General features: G+C 44.2%; 16 protein-coding genes. 10 read left to right on the top strand and 6 right to left on the bottom strand.

The features are described from left to right. The first annotated feature begins 175 nt into the window (after positions 1 to 175). The 4 genes from pdhA to LW728_RS05765 all read left to right on the top strand — a co-directional run bounded on the left by pdhA (position 176) and on the right by LW728_RS05765 (position 5,357). Positions 176 to 1,210 (top strand): pyruvate dehydrogenase (acetyl-transferring) E1 component subunit alpha, encoded by a 1,035-nt coding sequence (gene pdhA, locus LW728_RS05780; protein WP_004163914.1) that lies wholly within the window; start codon positions 176 to 178, stop codon positions 1,208 to 1,210. Between the two features lie 335 nt (positions 1,211 to 1,545). Next, positions 1,546 to 2,328 carry a hypothetical protein gene (locus LW728_RS05775; RefSeq protein ID WP_004163915.1) on the top strand — a complete coding sequence of 261 codons (783 nt, stop codon included), beginning with the start codon at positions 1,546 to 1,548 and terminating at the stop codon, positions 2,326 to 2,328. Positions 2,329 to 2,756: 428 nt separating this feature from the next. Further along, positions 2,757 to 3,695 carry a glycosyltransferase family 2 protein gene (locus tag LW728_RS05770; protein WP_287765650.1) on the top strand — a complete coding sequence of 313 codons (939 nt, stop codon included), beginning with the start codon at positions 2,757 to 2,759 and terminating at the stop codon, positions 3,693 to 3,695. Positions 3,696 to 3,755: 60 nt separating this feature from the next. Beyond that, positions 3,756 to 5,357 (top strand): glycosyltransferase family 39 protein, encoded by a 1,602-nt coding sequence (locus LW728_RS05765; protein WP_287765648.1) that lies wholly within the window; start codon positions 3,756 to 3,758, stop codon positions 5,355 to 5,357. Between the two features lie 14 nt (positions 5,358 to 5,371). On the opposite strand, the gene LW728_RS05760 is transcribed toward LW728_RS05765, so the two are convergent. After that, positions 5,372 to 5,713 carry a DUF8822 family protein gene (locus LW728_RS05760; RefSeq protein WP_004162710.1) on the bottom strand — a complete coding sequence of 114 codons (342 nt, stop codon included), beginning with the start codon at positions 5,711 to 5,713 and terminating at the stop codon, positions 5,372 to 5,374. A gap of 45 nt (positions 5,714 to 5,758) precedes the next feature. Here LW728_RS05760 and aat point away from each other — a divergent pair, with 45 nt between their 5' ends. From aat to LW728_RS05745, 4 genes are all read left to right on the top strand, one after another. After that, positions 5,759 to 6,328 (top strand): leucyl/phenylalanyl-tRNA--protein transferase, encoded by a 570-nt coding sequence (gene aat / locus LW728_RS05755; RefSeq protein WP_004163918.1) that lies wholly within the window; start codon positions 5,759 to 5,761, stop codon positions 6,326 to 6,328. 38 nt (positions 6,329 to 6,366) lie between these two features. Next, on the top strand, positions 6,367 to 6,549 hold the full coding sequence (locus LW728_RS23130) for a hypothetical protein (protein ID WP_043997880.1): 183 nt from the start codon (positions 6,367 to 6,369) through the stop codon (positions 6,547 to 6,549). 225 nt (positions 6,550 to 6,774) lie between these two features. Further along, positions 6,775 to 7,881: a hybrid sensor histidine kinase/response regulator gene (locus LW728_RS05750; RefSeq protein ID WP_287765645.1), complete on the top strand. Its 1,107-nt coding sequence runs from the start codon at positions 6,775 to 6,777 to the stop codon at positions 7,879 to 7,881. 41 nt (positions 7,882 to 7,922) lie between these two features. Next, the gene (locus LW728_RS05745; RefSeq protein ID WP_502845971.1) at positions 7,923 to 9,302 is read left to right on the top strand and encodes an ankyrin repeat domain-containing protein; all 1,380 of its coding nucleotides are present in this window, start codon (positions 7,923 to 7,925) and stop codon (positions 9,300 to 9,302) included. Positions 9,303 to 9,491: 189 nt separating this feature from the next. Here LW728_RS05745 and LW728_RS05740 read toward each other — a convergent pair whose 3' ends face one another. The 3 genes from LW728_RS05740 to LW728_RS05730 all read right to left on the bottom strand — a co-directional run bounded on the left by LW728_RS05740 (position 9,492) and on the right by LW728_RS05730 (position 12,343). Continuing rightward, positions 9,492 to 10,214, bottom strand: coding sequence for a Stp1/IreP family PP2C-type Ser/Thr phosphatase (locus LW728_RS05740; RefSeq protein WP_194017711.1), 723 nt, complete (start codon positions 10,212 to 10,214; stop codon positions 9,492 to 9,494). 44 nt (positions 10,215 to 10,258) lie between these two features. Then, the gene (locus tag LW728_RS05735; protein WP_287765764.1) at positions 10,259 to 11,947 is read right to left on the bottom strand and encodes an ABC1 kinase family protein; all 1,689 of its coding nucleotides are present in this window, start codon (positions 11,945 to 11,947) and stop codon (positions 10,259 to 10,261) included. Between the two features lie 90 nt (positions 11,948 to 12,037). After that, positions 12,038 to 12,343, bottom strand: a complete 306-nt coding sequence (locus LW728_RS05730; protein ID WP_287765642.1) for a DUF6825 family protein — start codon at positions 12,341 to 12,343, stop codon at positions 12,038 to 12,040. Positions 12,344 to 12,616: 273 nt separating this feature from the next. Here LW728_RS05730 and LW728_RS05725 point away from each other — a divergent pair, with 273 nt between their 5' ends. Continuing rightward, the gene (locus LW728_RS05725) at positions 12,617 to 13,840 is read left to right on the top strand and encodes an ABC transporter substrate-binding protein (RefSeq protein WP_287765639.1); all 1,224 of its coding nucleotides are present in this window, start codon (positions 12,617 to 12,619) and stop codon (positions 13,838 to 13,840) included. Positions 13,841 to 14,206: 366 nt separating this feature from the next. Here the strand turns inward: LW728_RS05725 and LW728_RS05720 are convergent, their stop codons facing one another. Beyond that, entirely contained in the window at positions 14,207 to 14,410 is a 204-nt protein-coding gene (locus LW728_RS05720) for a Txe/YoeB family addiction module toxin (protein ID WP_071839462.1), read from the bottom strand. A gap of 53 nt (positions 14,411 to 14,463) precedes the next feature. Beyond that, the gene (locus LW728_RS05715) at positions 14,464 to 14,694 is read right to left on the bottom strand and encodes a hypothetical protein (protein ID WP_004162699.1); all 231 of its coding nucleotides are present in this window, start codon (positions 14,692 to 14,694) and stop codon (positions 14,464 to 14,466) included. 530 nt (positions 14,695 to 15,224) lie between these two features. Here LW728_RS05715 and glk point away from each other — a divergent pair. Next, the gene (glk, locus tag LW728_RS05710) at positions 15,225 to 16,193 is read left to right on the top strand and encodes a glucokinase (protein WP_104396728.1); all 969 of its coding nucleotides are present in this window, start codon (positions 15,225 to 15,227) and stop codon (positions 16,191 to 16,193) included. Positions 16,194 to 16,202: the final 9 nt, after the last annotated feature.

Below are 16,202 nucleotides of genomic sequence, written 5' to 3'. Positions count from 1 at the left end.
TAACAAGATACCATCTTATCCTAGCCAATCTCTGACTGACTAAGATTAGATTTGAGAGAGAAAATACCAAGAACCCCTTGGTTTAAGACCAAAAAATTCACTGCCAGAATTCTCGAAAAATCTACCGCTTCCTCTCCCCTTGCCTTTTTGTTGTCTAAATGATACTACAGACCCTATGATTTCCGAACGTACTTTACCAACCTTTAATCCTGCTTCCATCATTATTACCAAAGCTGAAGGTCTTCGCCTATACGAGGATATGGTTTTGGGGCGGATGTTTGAAGATAAATGTGCCGAAATGTATTATCGAGGCAAAATGTTCGGTTTTGTCCATCTCTACAACGGTCAGGAAGCGATATCTAGCGGTATTATTAAAGCCTTGCGTCAGGGAGAAGATTACGTTTCTAGCACCTATCGCGATCACGTCCACGCCCTCAGTGCCGGAGTTCCCGCTAAGGAGGTAATGGCGGAGTTATTCGGCAAAGCTACCGGCTGTAGTAAAGGACGGGGCGGCTCCATGCATATGTTTTCCGCCGAACATAAGCTTTTAGGGGGTTACGCTTTTGTGGCCGAGGGGATTCCCGTCGCAACCGGGGCGGCTTTTCAAAGTAAGTACCGTCGCGAAGCTATGGGTGATGCCAGTGCCGATCAGGTAACGGTCTGTTTCTTCGGGGATGGGGCGAGTAATAATGGCCAGTTTTTTGAGTGTCTGAATATGGCCGCTCTCTGGAAGTTGCCGATTATCTATGTGGTGGAAAATAATAAGTGGGCGATCGGTATGGCCCACGATCGAGCCACTTCTCAACCGGAAATCTATAAAAAAGCCAGTGTTTTTAGTATGGTCGGTGTGGAAGTGGACGGTATGGATGTGGTCGCCGTTCATGCCGCCGCCAGAGAAGCCGTGGCTCGGGCCCGCGCCGGTGAGGGACCGACTTTAATTGAGGCCTTAACCTATCGTTTCCGGGGTCACTCTCTGGCAGATCCCGACGAGTTACGCAGTGCTGACGAGAAACAATTCTGGGGCGAAAGAGATCCGATCACTCGCTTTGCCGCCTACCTCTACGAGCGAGATCTGGCCACGAGAGAGGAATTAAAAGAAATCGAGCAGAAAATTCAAGCTGAAATCGAGGAAGCGGTTAAATTTGCCGAATCTAGCCCCGAACCCGATCCTAGTGAACTAACTCGCTTTATTTTCGCTGAAGACGAGTAATTTCAGTGATCGGTGATCAGTGATCGGTGATCAGCTGCTGAAGGCAAGAGGCAAGAGGCTCTAAAAAAGAATTTGGCAATTCTCCTACCTAAAAAGAAGGTTAGAAACTAAATACATCAAAGCTTTTAGCTTAACCAATTAGGTTTTAGATTCGGTCGAATTTTTTCTTGACTAATCACTGTTTACTGATCACTGTTTACGCGACTGTCAACTAAGGTATTCTATGAGGGGGAGAAGAAAAATCCCGCCTCGAAGATGGTTGCTGTTGAAAAAATCCGTAAAAAATAGTTGCGCTCTTGTATAATCCGCTAAAATCCAGAGAAATAGCTTTTGCCATGGCGACTACAGAAGCATTGAACCCAAGTCAGTTCTCACTCTTAACCAACCTCACCGCTGATCGTTCAAGTTCACCCAACCCACAACAAGAAATGGACAAAGTTATCATTCTCGTTAATGCCGAAGCTCAAGCCAGTGGTCAGATGTCTCGGCTATCGCCCGTTACCGAAAAGATGGTGATTGCCTTAAAAAATGCGGTTCCTAAATCCTTGGCGGTGGAGGTGACGGGGACGGCTTCTTTGTGGTCAAAAATGGAGTCGGGTAAAACCGGCCAAAATAATTTAATCTGGTGTCCCTTAACAATTCAATTACCCAATTGGGTGAATTTTCCTGGCAAAAAAGTTTATCAAGCTTGTCGGGATATCGAGGAAAGACGCACTTGGGTTGCCCAGACCCTGCACTATAAAACCAGTCAGGGAGATTCCTCTTTTGGGGATCTTTGGTTGCCGATCACGGTGACATCTAAGGGTTTAGAATACGGTGAGGTAATCGGGGAGGGTATGATCCCTAACGCCTACAGTCAACCGATTAGTCTAGAAAGAGAGAGTCTTAAGTCTTTACATCGGCTGGCAGCGCAATTACTGGATAATTTACAGGCTCCTGCTTCCGTTTATTTGCTACAGTTTCGTCTGGCTCATCGAGAAGTGGTTTTTGATCGTCTCTGGCCTTTTCCTGCCGCACCTGCGATCGCTTCTCTGCGCGGTCAACAGACAGACCTCTATGCAGCCTACTGGAATTGTTTACGTCGGCAAGCAATGCTCGACCATTCCTTGGCAATTTAATCCAGTAGCAGAGAAAAACTGTCTAACTTTGGCCACAACAGCGATCGATCCCTAAGCTATCTAAAATTAAATCACTGACGGCGTTAGCGATCGGCTGGTGTGGGGAGCGGGGAGCGGGGAGCAGGGGACAAGGGGAGAAGGATATTGTTTGAAGGTGGAATAAGATGCGATTGGCAATGGAGAAGCAAGGTTTTTGAGCCACTAGCTTTCAAAATCTTGCACCTCTTCCGCTAAAAAAGCTCCAAAATCCTTACTTCGTCTATATTGCACGTTTATTCAGCCAACCCTAATTATTGGTGCTGCCCAAGAAATCGCCTCCCTGCAGCTTAGCAGTAATCTATTAAGTTGACAAAAGCGATACTTTGGCAGAATATTGAGCGTAGTAGCCGCCATAAAAACACTGCCTTTGTCCGTTCAATCTCTCGAAAATGCCGAAATATTCGCTAATTATTCCGATTTATAACGAGGAAGAAACCATCCGAGAACTCTATCGTCGTGTCAGTGCCGTCATGGATAGTTTAGATGATTCTGTGGAACTGATTCTGATTAATGATGGCAGTGGGGACCGATCCTTAAAATTAATGCGGGAACTACAGGAAAGAGATGCTAGGGTCTGTTACATTAGCTTTGCTCGTAACTTTGGCCATCAGGCAGCAGTAACTGCGGGACTCAATTTCGCTAGGGGTCAAGTTATTGTTGTCCTCGATGCCGACTTGCAAGATCCACCGGAATTGATTCCCAAAATGATTGAGTCTTGGCAAGCAGGTTATCATGTGGTTTACGCCCAGAGAACAAAACGGAAAAAAGAAAGTTGGTTTAAACGCCTGACTGCCTACGTTTTCTATAGATTGCTGGGACAATTAGCCGACGTGGATATCCCTGCGGACACGGGGGATTTTTGTCTGATGGATCGTCAGGTAGTGGACCTATTAAATTCTATGCCAGAACGGAATCGTTATATTCGCGGTTTGCGCGCTTGGATTGGTTTCCAACAAACTGCTGTTAAATTTGAGCGGGATCCCCGGTTTGCCGGGGAAGTCAAGTACACTTTTAAAAAATCCCTAGCTTTAGCGATTAATAGTTTGGTGTCTTTTTCTAAGATTCCCCTGCGTCTTTCCACTTATTTAGGCTTATTTTCTGCTTTAATTGCCCTGTTGATGGCTTTACTGGTTCTCTACTGGCGACTGCAGCAACCCGACTCTCCCGTTACCGGTTTAGCTACTATCTTGATCGCTGTGTTTTTCTTGGGTTCAGTACAATTGATCAGTATTGGCATATTAGGGGAATACATCGGTCGAATTTACGAAGAAGTTAAGGGCAGACCAGCCTATACAATCGCTGAGATCGCTGGGTTGGAAATTAATTAAACTTTTCAAACAACTATCAATTAATTCTTGTTGATTGATGACCTACGGACAAATAAACTTATGATGGATCAGAGAAAATATTTACCCGATCGATTGGCCGCTAATTTCGGAAAGTTTTTGATCATTGCTATTTTATTAATCGGAATTGGCCTACGATTTTTCAATGTAGAGCAAAAAGTCTATAGTGCCGATGAAGTTAGACGTATTATGCGTTTTTCGGGATACACGACTCAAGACGTGCGGGAGCAGGCTTTCAACGGTGAAATTATTGGCAGGAAAGACCTACAATATTTTCAATATCCTCATTCCGAACGCTCTCTATCCGATGCCTTGCGCTCTATGATGAGGAATCCAGAACATCCTCCCCTATACAATTTGTTAGCGCGCTTCTGGATGCAGTTAATCCCCATCGAACATTCGGCCAGAACTTTCTCGATTTTCTTAAGCATCCTAGCCATTGCTTGCCTTTATTGGTTATGCCTAGAATTGTTCGATTCTTCGCTAACGGCCTCGATTGCAATCGCTTTATTCGCTGTTTCTCCCCTTCGGATACTTTCGGCACAAAACGCTACCCAATATAGTTGCTGGACAGTGACAATTTTTTTATCAGGAATTGCTCTTTTACGAGCAATCCGTAAAAATACGCTTAAAAGTTGGCTCTGGTATAGCCTCAGTTTAGCCTTGACTTTTTATACTCATTTATTTTCTGCTCCCGTCGCCATCGCCCAAGCTTTATATGTGATTCTTCTAGAGAGATTGAAAATTACAAGGACAGTTGTTAGCTATGTATTGGCAGGTGTTGGCAGCTTAGTTTTATTTAGCCCTTGGCTATTCGTGATTTTTACCAACCTAGACAAAATTGATCGCAACACCCAATACTATCGACAGTTTAAGACTAATATCATCGAAATATCTCAAGCCTTATTCCGTCATACTGGTCATGTATTTGTGAATTTCTTTCACCGCAAAGGAAGATTAGAATCGGCTTTACATTTATTAATATTATTGTTAGTGGTTTATTCTCTTTACTATCTCATCCGATACGCATCGCCGAAAGTTTGGTTATTCCTCATAACTTTGATTGTTGTTCCGACACTGTTTCAAATTGTACCTGATTTATTAAAACCATCGATCCGCTCCCTACAAGCCAGATATTATATGCCGGCTTTTCTGGCAATCCGGATGGCTATATCCTACCTGATTGCCAGTTATATCGGCTCAAAATCGCCAAAAAATTGGCTGCACTATTTAGGACAACAAATCTTGCTAATTTTGCTGCTACTAGGTATAGTATCAGGTGTATTTCTGGGTTTAAATCCTGATGCGGCTTTAGATGATCAACGAGGTACGGCCAGTGGAGCTAATCTAAAAATCGCCCCTGTTTTAAACTCCATGACCAAGCCGATAGTCATCAGCGATAATACCCCTAGTTTCTTTTTGGCATTATCCTATTTAGTTAACGATCAAGTTAAGTTTCAATTATTTCAGGATGGCGATGTGGAATCCTGGCGGCAAAAACTCAATCTCAAGGAATTAGCCCAAAACTACAGTAATATCGTCGTGGCACATCCCGAAGAAGATTTTGTTAACTTCTTAAATGAACAGTACCCCATTCGCACAGAAAAATTAGCAGAGCAGCTAATAGAAATTAAACTCCAATAGCAAAGAAAAACTGTCTAACTTTGGCCACAACAGCGATCGATCCCTAAACTATCTAAAATTAAATCACTGACAGCGTTAGCAATGGCGAATTCACTATAAAAACTTTCACGAAAATCAAAAGCTTGCATCTCGGTAACGATCGCAATCACCAAGCTACCGAGATCGTTTTCCCCTTCCAAACGCTGACGCAGAAAAATTTGACTAGCACGTTCAGCGATAGTTTCATTAATAGCTTCGGGAATAAATTCCGCATCTAACCAACGATGTAAAGCGGTGCGCAGCCAAGTTTGTTCCTGTTGGGGATTTTCGATCGGTGGTAAAGTAATAGGCGGAATTGGTGGGGGATGATCAGGCATAATTAGAGAATGATCAGGCTACGAGACTGAATTCTTGGGGGAGTCGTGGATACCGCCTCTATTATACAAGGATACGCACGCGGTTACTTTCTCATGGCCGATGAGGGGGGCAGATTGGATTGGTATTCTAGTAAAAATCGCGCTCTTATCCCTCTTGATCGGCGTTTTAGGTATCCCACGTCCCTAAAACGAGTTTTGAATCAAAATCGCTTTACCGTGGCTATTAACCGCGATTTTGCTGGGGTTTGTGCCGGTTGTGCTGATCGCTCGCTGACTTGGATTTCCCCGGAGTTAATGCAAATTTATCAGCAATTACACCAGGGCGGTTGGGCTTACAGTTTCGAGACTTGGCAAGGGGATCAATTAGCGGGAGGGATTTTAGGTTTGGCCATTGGCGGGGTTTTTATCGGGGAATCGATGTTTTATAAAATTCCCGATGGTTCTAAGGTAGCCATGGTCAAGCTAGTCGAACACCTTAGAGAACGGGATTTCTGTCTATTTGATGCCCAAATGCAAAATCCCCATCTGGCTAGATTTGGGGCCTATACTATCTCCGAAAAAGAATATCATCCCCTACTTGAAGGCGCTCTGTTGAAGCATTGCCATTTTGTTTAAGTAGGGTTTGCGGCAAAAAGCTTTTCGGTGGTGGCAGGGTGTGGGGTGTGGGGTGTGGGGTGTGGGGTTTCATCGATTTTCAGGTGGTCAACTACCTAATTTTCAGGGAAAAAGTCCAGGAATTTTCCCCCCGATCCCCGCAATGGCTGGCACTTTTTGAGGGGAAAAAAGTCCAAAAGTCTTATCCAAAAAGGTTTTTAGATTTATTCAGCAAACCCTAAGTATTGTTTCCGATTGTGGCAGTCATCTTAATAGTGAGGTACTAATTTTTCGTTTTGGGGGGCCAGTCGTCACGATTCGGTCGTCAATAGCAAATTATGTTATACTTCATCTTTAAGAAAAAAGCTGTAAGAATCGACCTCGAAAATGTCTTGACCATCGAACCCGATTCAAGGTATTCTATCAGGGTAGATCAGACAGTAATAAAATTCAGATTTAAATTGGCAATGTTAAACCAGTTAAGAATTCTAATTGTTGATGATAATGAAGTAGATCGGATCGCCGTGCGCCGATTCTTAAGAACATCGGAGATGGCGATAGAAATAACAGAAGCCGCTGACTATCAAGAGGCTAAAGAAAAGATGTCCAATAATCTTTTCGACTGTATGTTTATCGATTATCTTCTACCCGATGGAGATGGTTTGACTTTGGTGCGGGAAATTCGGCAACAGGGACTTAAAATACCCCTAATTGTCTTAACCGGTCACGGAGACGAAGGAATTGCCGTAGATATGATGAAAGCCGGAGCTTCCGATTATCTGAGTAAATTTCGTCTTTCTGCCTCGCGCTTAAATCAAGCGATGCGAAACGCCCTACGCATCTATGAAGCGGAAGAAGAAGTGGCGATTGCCAAACAAGAAAAAGAGCAATTGGCTAGACAAAAAGAAGATTTTGTTTCGAGGATGACCCACGATTTGCGAACTCCCTTAGTGTCTGTCAATCATATATTAGAACTATTTCAAGAAGGTTTATACGGTGAGATTACTCCCGAAATGAGTCGAGTCATTCATGTGATTATTCGCAGTAATACAAATCTCTTGGAAATGGTTAATAATCTTTTGGAAGTTTATTGTTATGAAAACGGCGAAAAGACACTTAATTTTACTAAATTAAAGATTATCGATATTCTCGAAGAAGTCTGTCAGCAGTTAACTCCCCTTGCCCGAGAAAAAGGACTAGAATTAAGCTTAAATGCCGAAAATGCTGGGGAAATTTTCCTAACTGGCGATCGCTTGGAACTGCGGCGCGTTTTTACCAATCTCATCGGCAATGCGATTAAATTTACCCAAAAGGGTGATGTGAAAATTCATCTCATCCCCGCTACAGAGGAAGATACTTTTGTCACCATTGTCGTCGAGGATACTGGTATAGGCATTTCAGCAGAAGAACTACCCCGGATTTTTGAGCGCCTGTACTCCAGTTCCCCAGACAGTTCCAACAATGGGTTAGGACTTTATCTCTCCCGTCGCATTATTGATGCTCATGGGGGAACTATTGCCGTCACCTCAGAATTAGAACGGGGTAGTAGCTTTTCTGTCCGTTTACCTGTCTAGAAAGATCGATAATAGAAAAAATACTTTCTGCCGATCGGTCACTGTTAATGGCTTCTAATTGGGATATCTTGTTAATACAAGCGGCGCGTCAGGGCAATCTCGCGCGGGTTCAAGCTTTACTGAGTCAGGGGGCAAATGTCAACGCCACTGATGTGCAAAATACTACGGCCTTAATCTATGCCGTGCAGGGGGGTCATAGGGAAATTGTGGCGATTTTGCGAGAATTTGGGGCTGATATCAACAAAAGTAAACAACCTCAAGGTTTAACCCCTCTCATGTTAGCGGCTGCCCTCAATCACAGTGAAATCCTTGCTCAATTAATCGCCGTCGGCGCTAATGTCAATCAGCTCAATCAAGATGGTACACCAGCACTAATGATCGCCGTTTATAAGGGTCATACAGCGATCGCAGAACAGTTATTAACCGCCGGTGCTCGGGTCAATATGCGCGATCGGGATGGAGATACGGCTTTATCTGTAGCGATCAGACAAAATTACGCCGCAATTGTCCGTTTACTGCTCGATAGTGGTGTAGATGACGAAATACGTCAAGAAGCTTGGTTACAGGCTCTCACCGCCAATTGCCCAGAAATCCTCGAATTGTTTATTACCCGTGGTATGCCCCTCGATTCTCCCACTTTATCCGGGGAAACTCCCCTAATTTTGGCTGTAGAGAGGGGAAATCTCGGCAGCGTGCAAACTTTACTGCAAGCGGGAGCAAATCCGAACATCAGCACGGAGGAGGGAGAAACTGCCCTCATGATCGCTGCTGCTGAGGGATATTTCGATATTGTCCGACTTTTACTCGCTAAGGGGGCTAGTATTGACAATCAAAATCAGGCTGGGGAAACGGCTCTGCATTTAGGGACGATCGAAGGACATCTAGAGATCGTCCAGGCCCTAGTACAAGCCGGCGCTTTTGTCAATCACCGCAACCATTTTGGTGATACACCCCTGATCATCGCCACGGTACAAGGATACGAAGCGATCGTTTTAGAATTGTTAAAACAGGGGGCGGAGCCTAACCTAACTCAGCAGGGAGAAACACCATTAACTTTAGCTTTACAGCGCCAATTTACGGAAATCTGCCGTTATCTCCTCGACTACGGGGCTAATCCCAACGCCGTTTATCCCGATGGCAAAACCGTCCTCATGAAAGCTTGTGAGGGCAATAATAGTCAACTGGTGCGCCGGTTAATCGATATCGGCGCCGATGTCAATAAACTCGATTTTAGCGGCGCTTCCCCTTTAATGTGGGCGAGTTATCACGGTTGTCTCGACACGGTTAAAGTTTTGTTAGACGGGGGAAAAGTGTACTTAAATCAGAAAAATCAAGGGGGAATGACCGCTTTAATGTTAGCTAAATTTAATCACCATCACGCGATCGTTTCTTTATTAAAACAAGCAGGAGCGATCGAGTAAGCTGCCCACGCATTTAAATTGCTTGTTGAGATGAGGCGATCGGCGATCGGCAGGAGATAGGGTTTTAGGGTTTTAGGGTTTTAGGGTGTTAGTTGAAATTCCCCCACTTCCCCACTTCATAATTCATAATTCATAATTCCCATCTCCCCACTTCCCCACGAGAAACTTTTTGCCGCAAACCCTAGGTAGTCAACAGCTTACCATGACCACGGTGATATTATCGGAACCGCCAGCTTTTTTGGCCGCTGCCACTAAATTTTCGACAATTTCCTGACAATCGGCACCGGTTTGCAAATAATCGCTAATTTCCTCGTCGGACAGTTCTTCCGTCAAACCATCACTACAGAGAATCAAACTATCGCCGGATTGCAGATCGAGGGGAGACACGGTCACTGGGGGCAAATTGCGACGACCAAGGCATTGAAATAAAACGTGCCGCCAAGGGTGGTTTTTGGCTTCTTCTTCGGACAGATCGCCCATTTTTATCGCCCTAGCTACCCAGGTATGATCCTCCGTCACCTGTTCTAATTTTTGCTCACGAAAGCGATAGAGACGGGAATCACCAATATGGGTGTACCAAGAGCCATCATCTCGGAAGATAGCCATGACTAGGGTTGTCCCCATGTCCTGTCTTTCGGGATTTTTCAGCTGATCTTCGATAATCTTCTCGTTAGCGACGGTAATTGCCTCCTGCAGCAATTCCCCGGCAGCCCGGGGCGAATTCCAGTGTTCTTCTAGATGAGCTTGGATAGTTTCAGTGGCGATTTGACTAGCTTCCTGGCCCCCCGCATGACCCCCCATACCATCGGCAACGATAAAAAAGCGCCGCTCGGGGTCGATATAATAACTATCCTGATTAACCGATCGCACTACACCAGGATCGGTCAGTCCTCCAAAAGAAAGATTGTTCATCGAAATTTCTGCTGCTAACACAATAATTATTATCCTGCGATCAATTACATCATGCGATCCTGACGTTCAATTTTTCGCCAAAGTCTCAAGAGGGCTATCCCCGGCAGCAGCGAAATCGCCATCGGCACTAAAGTTAACCAACCAAAACCACTGACGAATAGAAGCGTCGCTGAGATAAGCAAAGCACTGATCAGTAAAGTATAGTTGGTTCCCATTTGAATCATACCCAATCGCCGCAAAAGTCGATCGGATTCGCTGGAACGTACCCGGACACGGATATCACCCCGTTCTAATTTTTCGATCGTATCATCGATGCGTCGGGGTAAACTCAGGGCGGTGCTGCTCACTTGGGCTGCTTGTCGTCCTAACTCATCGAGGATATTACTGCCATTATTTCCTGTCATATCATTTACTAATTGCAGGGCAAAAGGTTGGGCCACTTCCATAAAGTTAAATTCGGGATCGAGTCCTTTGCCTACCCCTTCCAGGGTAGAAAATGCCCGCATGACAAAGGTAAAGGTAGCGGGAAAGCGAAAAGGCTGATCGTAGGCGATTTCATAGAGATCATCGCTGATAGAGGCCACGGATTGCTCCTCAAAGGGTTTATCCATGAAGTTATCGAGCATATACTGGATCGATCGCCGCACTGCTCCCATATCACCATTAGCAGTTAATGCTCCTAAATCCACCAGAGAAGTGACCACGCGATCGGCATCTTTTTGGGCAATTCCCAAGAGAGTCTGCATTAATTTTTCGCGCACATTGGTCTTAATTTGTCCCATCATGCCGAAATCGTAGAAAATTAAGGAGCCATCACTATCAACGGCAATATTGCCGGGGTGGGGATCCGCGTGAAAAAAGCCGTTATTGAGTAGTTGAATTAGATAGGCTTTTGCCCCCAGTTTAGCCAACAATTTGCGATCAAGTCCGGCCGCTTCTAGGGCTTCATAATGACTGATTTTGATGCCGGGGAGGTATTCTAGGGTTAAAACTTGGGGAGAGGTGTAGCGCCAATAGACTTTTGGTACTTTTACCCAATCTTCCCCGCGAAAATTACGGCGAAAAGTGTCGGCGTTACGACCTTCGTTGAGATAATCGGTTTCTTCCCAGAGAATTTTACAGCATTCTTCATAAATTCCCGTCCAATCGCGACCTTTACCCCATTTGGGATGATTTTGGAAGTATTGGGCGATTTTTTTCAGGATAGCCAGATCGATACTAAATAATTTTTTCAATCCGGGCCGTTGGACTTTGACCACCACATCTTCCCCGCTGTTCAGTTGGGCCCGGTGAACTTGCCCTAAACTAGCGGCTGCTAGGGGGATGGGATCGAAGCTTTTAAAGAGTTTATTCAGGGGTTTACCGAGGGATACCTCGATAATTTTGCTGGCCTGTTCGTAGGTAAATGCGGGAACCTGATCCTGTAGTTTCGAGAGTTCTTCCACATATTCGAGGGGAAAAAGATCGGCGCGGGTGGAGAACAGTTGACCGACTTTAATAAAAGTCGGTCCCAATTCTAGCATGGTTTCCCGAATCCAAGCGGCCTGTTTTCTGCGTCTGCCGGCGAGTTTTTCTTGGCTATAGCCGCCGTTATAGCTCCATTTTTTACCGTTGAGCCAGAATTGATACAGTACGGTCAGAACGAATCGCCAAATATCTAGACGACGACGATTGATGGAATAGCTTTCTCGATTCCAACGATAGCTATTTTTGGCGACTTGGAGGGCCGGCATTGCTGGGTTTAACTCTGGGGTAACGGGGACGGGTAGAAGGGCTGACACGCAGTTTTTGGGGCTTTAAAGCGACTAAAAGAGGGTTTTTGGTTAATTCTGGTGGTTTTTTAGTTCCGAGCGCAATTGGGCGATTTCGGCCCGCATTTCGTCGATGTTTTCCTGCACATCGGCACTGGAGGAACCACCGGACTCTGTACCAGTATATACTCCCTTTTCCATGGCTCGCTCGGCTCTCATTTGCACTTCTTCGACGAATTGCCGCAGGTTTTCCCGTTGTTCGGCATCAAATTTGCCTAATTCGCTTAAAGCGTTGGTAAACGCATCTTCTAGCTGTTCACTGACTACTTCAGCGATCGCTCGTCCGAGGAAAAAGGCGTGAATAACGGGGTTAGTCATAATCTTAAATGGATGTTTTCGCTTGCTGGGTTTTGTGAACGGGAAAGGCGATCTATAAATTCCCTAACTACTAGGTTAGGCGACAGAACCGGAAAAGGCAAATCGTTTTTCTGAAAACGGGGGTTAGACGGGGGGTTAATCGACAAAATTAAGGGAAAGAAAAGGCTCTAAGGCGGTAAAGTCCGGTTCGATCTCGTCGGGAATTATCGCTGAAATCAACCCGATTAGCGAAATAATAGTGTCATCAACAATATCGGTCTCAGGAGAGTTAAGATGCTCAGAAAACGTTTATTAATCCCCTTAATACTATCCCTAGTCACTTTCGGTCTAGTGGTGGCCTGCAATTCCGTCACTCCCACCAGTCAAACTAACCCCAGTCCCGCAGAAAACGCCGCCACTGGTGCTATTCCCATCGGTGCAGCTTTAGCTCAAACCAGCAATCTCGCCCTATTGGGACAGGAACAGGTGATCGGTGTCAAGATGGCTGAAACATATTTTAACAAAAAGGGCGGAGTCAATGGAACACCGATTAAAGTTATTATCCAGGATGTGGCCGGGGATGAACAGGGCGCGATCAACGCCATTAATACCCTAATCACTCAAGATAAGGTGGTGGGTATTCTCGGTCCGTCCCTGTCCCAGCAAGCTTTTGCCGCTAGTCCGATCGCCGATCGAGCTAAAGTTCCCATTCTCGGCCCGTCTAACACGGCTAAAGGTATCCCCCAGATCGGTGAATATGTGGGTAGGGTGTCCGCTCCTGTGGCTGTGGTCGCTCCCAATGCGGTTAAAACCGCTTTAAAAATCGATCCCAAGATTAAAAAAGTGGCTGTCTTTTTTGCCCAAAATGATGCTTTTAGTAAATCGGAAACGGAAACTTTTCAAGAAACCCTAAAGAGTTTAAATCTTGATATTGTCACCGTGCAGAAATTCCAAACCACCGATACAGATTTTCAAAATCAAGCCACCGCCGCTATTAATATTAAACCGGATTTAGTGGTTATTTCTGGTTTGGTTGCTGACGGGGGTAATTTGGTCAAACAGTTGCGACAATTAGGTTATCAGGGTTTAATTATTGGGGGCAATGGTTTAAATACTTCTAATATTTTCCCAGTTTGTCAAGCTCAATGTGATGGTATTCTCATCGCTCAAGCTTATAACCCGGAATTAGATAATCCTATTAATCGGGATTTTGTCGGCGCTTATACAGCAGAAAATAAAAAAGCACCGCCCCAATTTACCGCTCAAGCTTTTACGGGAATTCAAGTTTTTGTCGAGGCATTAAAACGGGTAGATGATAAAAATAAACTCAGTACACTTTCCCTCGAACAAATTCGCCAACAATTAAATCAGGAAATCTTAGCGGGTAAGTATGTCACTGTCCTGGGAGATATTGCTTTTACTCCCGAAGGGGAAATCATTCAGGATAAATTCTCCGTCGCACAAATTAAAATGGATGCCGATGGTAAAAATGGTAAATTTACTTTTGTGGAAAATTAATAAGTAAGTGGTTCTTCTCGCTTCTACCTCGTTGCAAGGGTATCCCTTGCAACGAATTTCCAGAGGTTCTAGCTTTTGTGTAATCCTAAATCCTGTTTAAAGTGTTTAAGACTATTAAATTTGTGACTTTCCCTCACCTATAGGTGAGCAGCAGAAGTTATTCAAAGAGGGCGAATGCAATTCGCCCCTACAATAATATTATTAATATTATTGCGCCAATGGTAGGAGCGCACCGCGTGCGCCCAAAATGTCCTCTAGATATTTGTCCAAAATTGAGATGCACCCAAATTATCCCTATTCTTCTTCCTTCCACACAAAAACCAGAAGAGCCTTGCTCTCAGCTATTTCTGGAATTTCTGGCGATTATTAGTAGTGAAATTTACAGGAAACAATAACAATTTCTTGATCAGACACGCTATGAACTAGGCGATGTTCTTTTGTAATGCGTCGTGACCATAATCCTGATAGTTCATGTTTTAATGCTTCTGGTTTTCCTAATCCAGAAAAAGGCTCTCTTTGAACATCTTTAATAAGGCTGACAATTTTAGCGTAAACTTTTTTATCTGCGATTGCCCATTGATTAAACTAATCAAAACTTCGGGTTAGAAAGGCGACTTTCCTGATCAGTTAGCAGCATTTACATAAATATAACTATCAGGATTTTTCAGAGATTCTATTGCCTCTTGGAGATGTTGACGGTTAGCTTCTGTGGAAAGCAGATAGTCCGTTTCATCCATTTCAGCCGCTTCTTTAATCAACAAAATCGCTTCGACAACTGTTCCTTCTGGTAAGTCGAGGGGAGGTAAACTAAGTTGACCATTTTTGATGATTGTTTGGTATTTTAGTGCATTCATATAATTTTACTATTCTTGAGATTTTATTAATTATAGCAGTTTCAACGATAACTTGGCTCTTCTCGTTTCTGTATAGTCTTACCTCGTTGCAAGGGTATCCCTTGTAACAGATTTCCAGAGGTTCTAGCTCTTGTGTAACCCATCAGGGAAGGGAGGGAAACACTCCCTCCCTTGTCTTCAGTGTTAAGAATGTTGGACATAGATAAACAGGCGATTTAGTGGGAAAAATGCGCTCGCTGTGGGTTAATCCGGTTAGAAGCGGCTCAATTTAGCTAATATAAACAGAATTTTGCCACAAAAGTTCTTGTAAATCTAGCTAGGGGTTGCTGAATAAATCTAAGTGGGTGGGTGGAATTAAATATAAGATGAACGTAGAAGCATGAAACCCAACGCCCGCTCATGTTACACTACCGCTAACCCATCCTACAAATAATTGTGCCTCCCTACTTAAGTGTTCTGATAATTGGAACAGAGATCGCAATATATTCGATATGCTATAATCTTGAACAGTTTCGTTAGTAGTTAAATCCATGCTAGTTTTAGCCGGTGATATTGGTGGCACTAACACCAGGTTGTGTTTGGTAGAAACGGACGGAAAAAATGAATCAACTCTCCGAGAAGAAATTTATCCGAGCGGCAATGAGGGTTTAGTTCCTTTAGTGCGACAATTCCTGGGTGATGAGTGTAATGTTTATAAGGCTTGTTTTGCTTTGGCTGGCCCTGTTCTGAACAACAAATGTAAAATCACTAATTTACCTTGGCCAGAATTAGATGCGGCCCGGTTACAAGAAGAATTGAACATTGCTAAAGTGAGTCTTATTAATGATTTTGTAGCAATTGGCTACAATATTGTCTTAGAAAAAAATAAATCTTTAGTTACTTTACAGGAAGGTGAATTTTTGCCTGATGCGCCGATCGCTATTATTGGGGCGGGTACGGGTCTGGGAAAGGCGTTTGCAGTTCCTGAAGGTGATAGCTATCGAGTGTTTCCAACGGAAGGAGGCCACGAAAGTTTTGCTCCTGATAATTTGTTAGCTCAGGAGTTATTAGCATATCTTCGGGCCGACGGCAAGGTTGATGTGGAACGGGTGGTTTCTGGCCCAGGAATTGTTGATATTTTTCGTTTTTTGCAGGATCGCAAGTTTGCTTCTGAAGATGTGGGTGATTTTTTAAGTCAATTTGATCCTGGGGCAGCAATCGCTAAAGGAGCAGCAGCAGGTCATTTTCTTTGTCAGCAAACAATGGCAATTTTTGTAGAAGCTTTTGGGGCTGCGGCAGGGGATATGGCGGTGAGTTTTTTACCGTTTGGCGGTTTATATATTGCGGGGGGAATTGCAGCCCAAAATATTGAATTGATGCAAAATGGCAGTTTTATTAAGGCATTTACAGATAAGGCACGGGTTAATCCTGTTTTGCTAGAAAAAGTTCCTGTCCATATTGTTTTGAATACCCTAGAGGGATTAAGAGGTGCAGTAAAATACGCTGCTACAAAAATGTAGAAGCATAGG

It is taken from the genome of Microcystis sp. 49638_E5 (genome assembly GCF_021300285.1).
Classification (GTDB): Bacteria; Cyanobacteriota; Cyanobacteriia; order Cyanobacteriales; family Microcystaceae; genus Microcystis; species Microcystis aeruginosa_C.
The sequence above is the reverse complement of the archived record's forward strand: the minus strand, read 5'-3'. Positions and strand labels throughout refer to the sequence as shown.

Bases quoted from the DNA above. Each gene is read 5' to 3' on its own strand.
- LW728_RS05715 (WP_004162699.1), bottom strand. From the start codon at position 14,694: ATGAATGCACTAAAATACCAAACAATCATCAAAAATGGTCAACTTAGT.
- LW728_RS05750 (WP_287765645.1), top strand. From the start codon at position 6,775: ATGTTAAACCAGTTAAGAATTCTAATTGTTGATGATAATGAAGTAGAT.
- LW728_RS05775 (WP_004163915.1), top strand. From the start codon at position 1,546: ATGGCGACTACAGAAGCATTGAACCCAAGTCAGTTCTCACTCTTAACC.
- pdhA (WP_004163914.1), top strand. From the start codon at position 176: ATGATTTCCGAACGTACTTTACCAACCTTTAATCCTGCTTCCATCATT.
- glk (WP_104396728.1), top strand. From the start codon at position 15,225: ATGCTAGTTTTAGCCGGTGATATTGGTGGCACTAACACCAGGTTGTGT.
- LW728_RS05730 (WP_287765642.1), bottom strand. From the start codon at position 12,343: ATGACTAACCCCGTTATTCACGCCTTTTTCCTCGGACGAGCGATCGCT.
- LW728_RS05740 (WP_194017711.1), bottom strand. From the start codon at position 10,214: ATGAACAATCTTTCTTTTGGAGGACTGACCGATCCTGGTGTAGTGCGA.
- LW728_RS05770 (WP_287765650.1), top strand. From the start codon at position 2,757: ATGCCGAAATATTCGCTAATTATTCCGATTTATAACGAGGAAGAAACC.
- LW728_RS05760 (WP_004162710.1), bottom strand. From the start codon at position 5,713: ATGCCTGATCATCCCCCACCAATTCCGCCTATTACTTTACCACCGATC.
- LW728_RS05735 (WP_287765764.1), bottom strand. From the start codon at position 11,947: ATGCCGGCCCTCCAAGTCGCCAAAAATAGCTATCGTTGGAATCGAGAA.
- LW728_RS05765 (WP_287765648.1), top strand. From the start codon at position 3,756: ATGATGGATCAGAGAAAATATTTACCCGATCGATTGGCCGCTAATTTC.
- LW728_RS05725 (WP_287765639.1), top strand. From the start codon at position 12,617: ATGCTCAGAAAACGTTTATTAATCCCCTTAATACTATCCCTAGTCACT.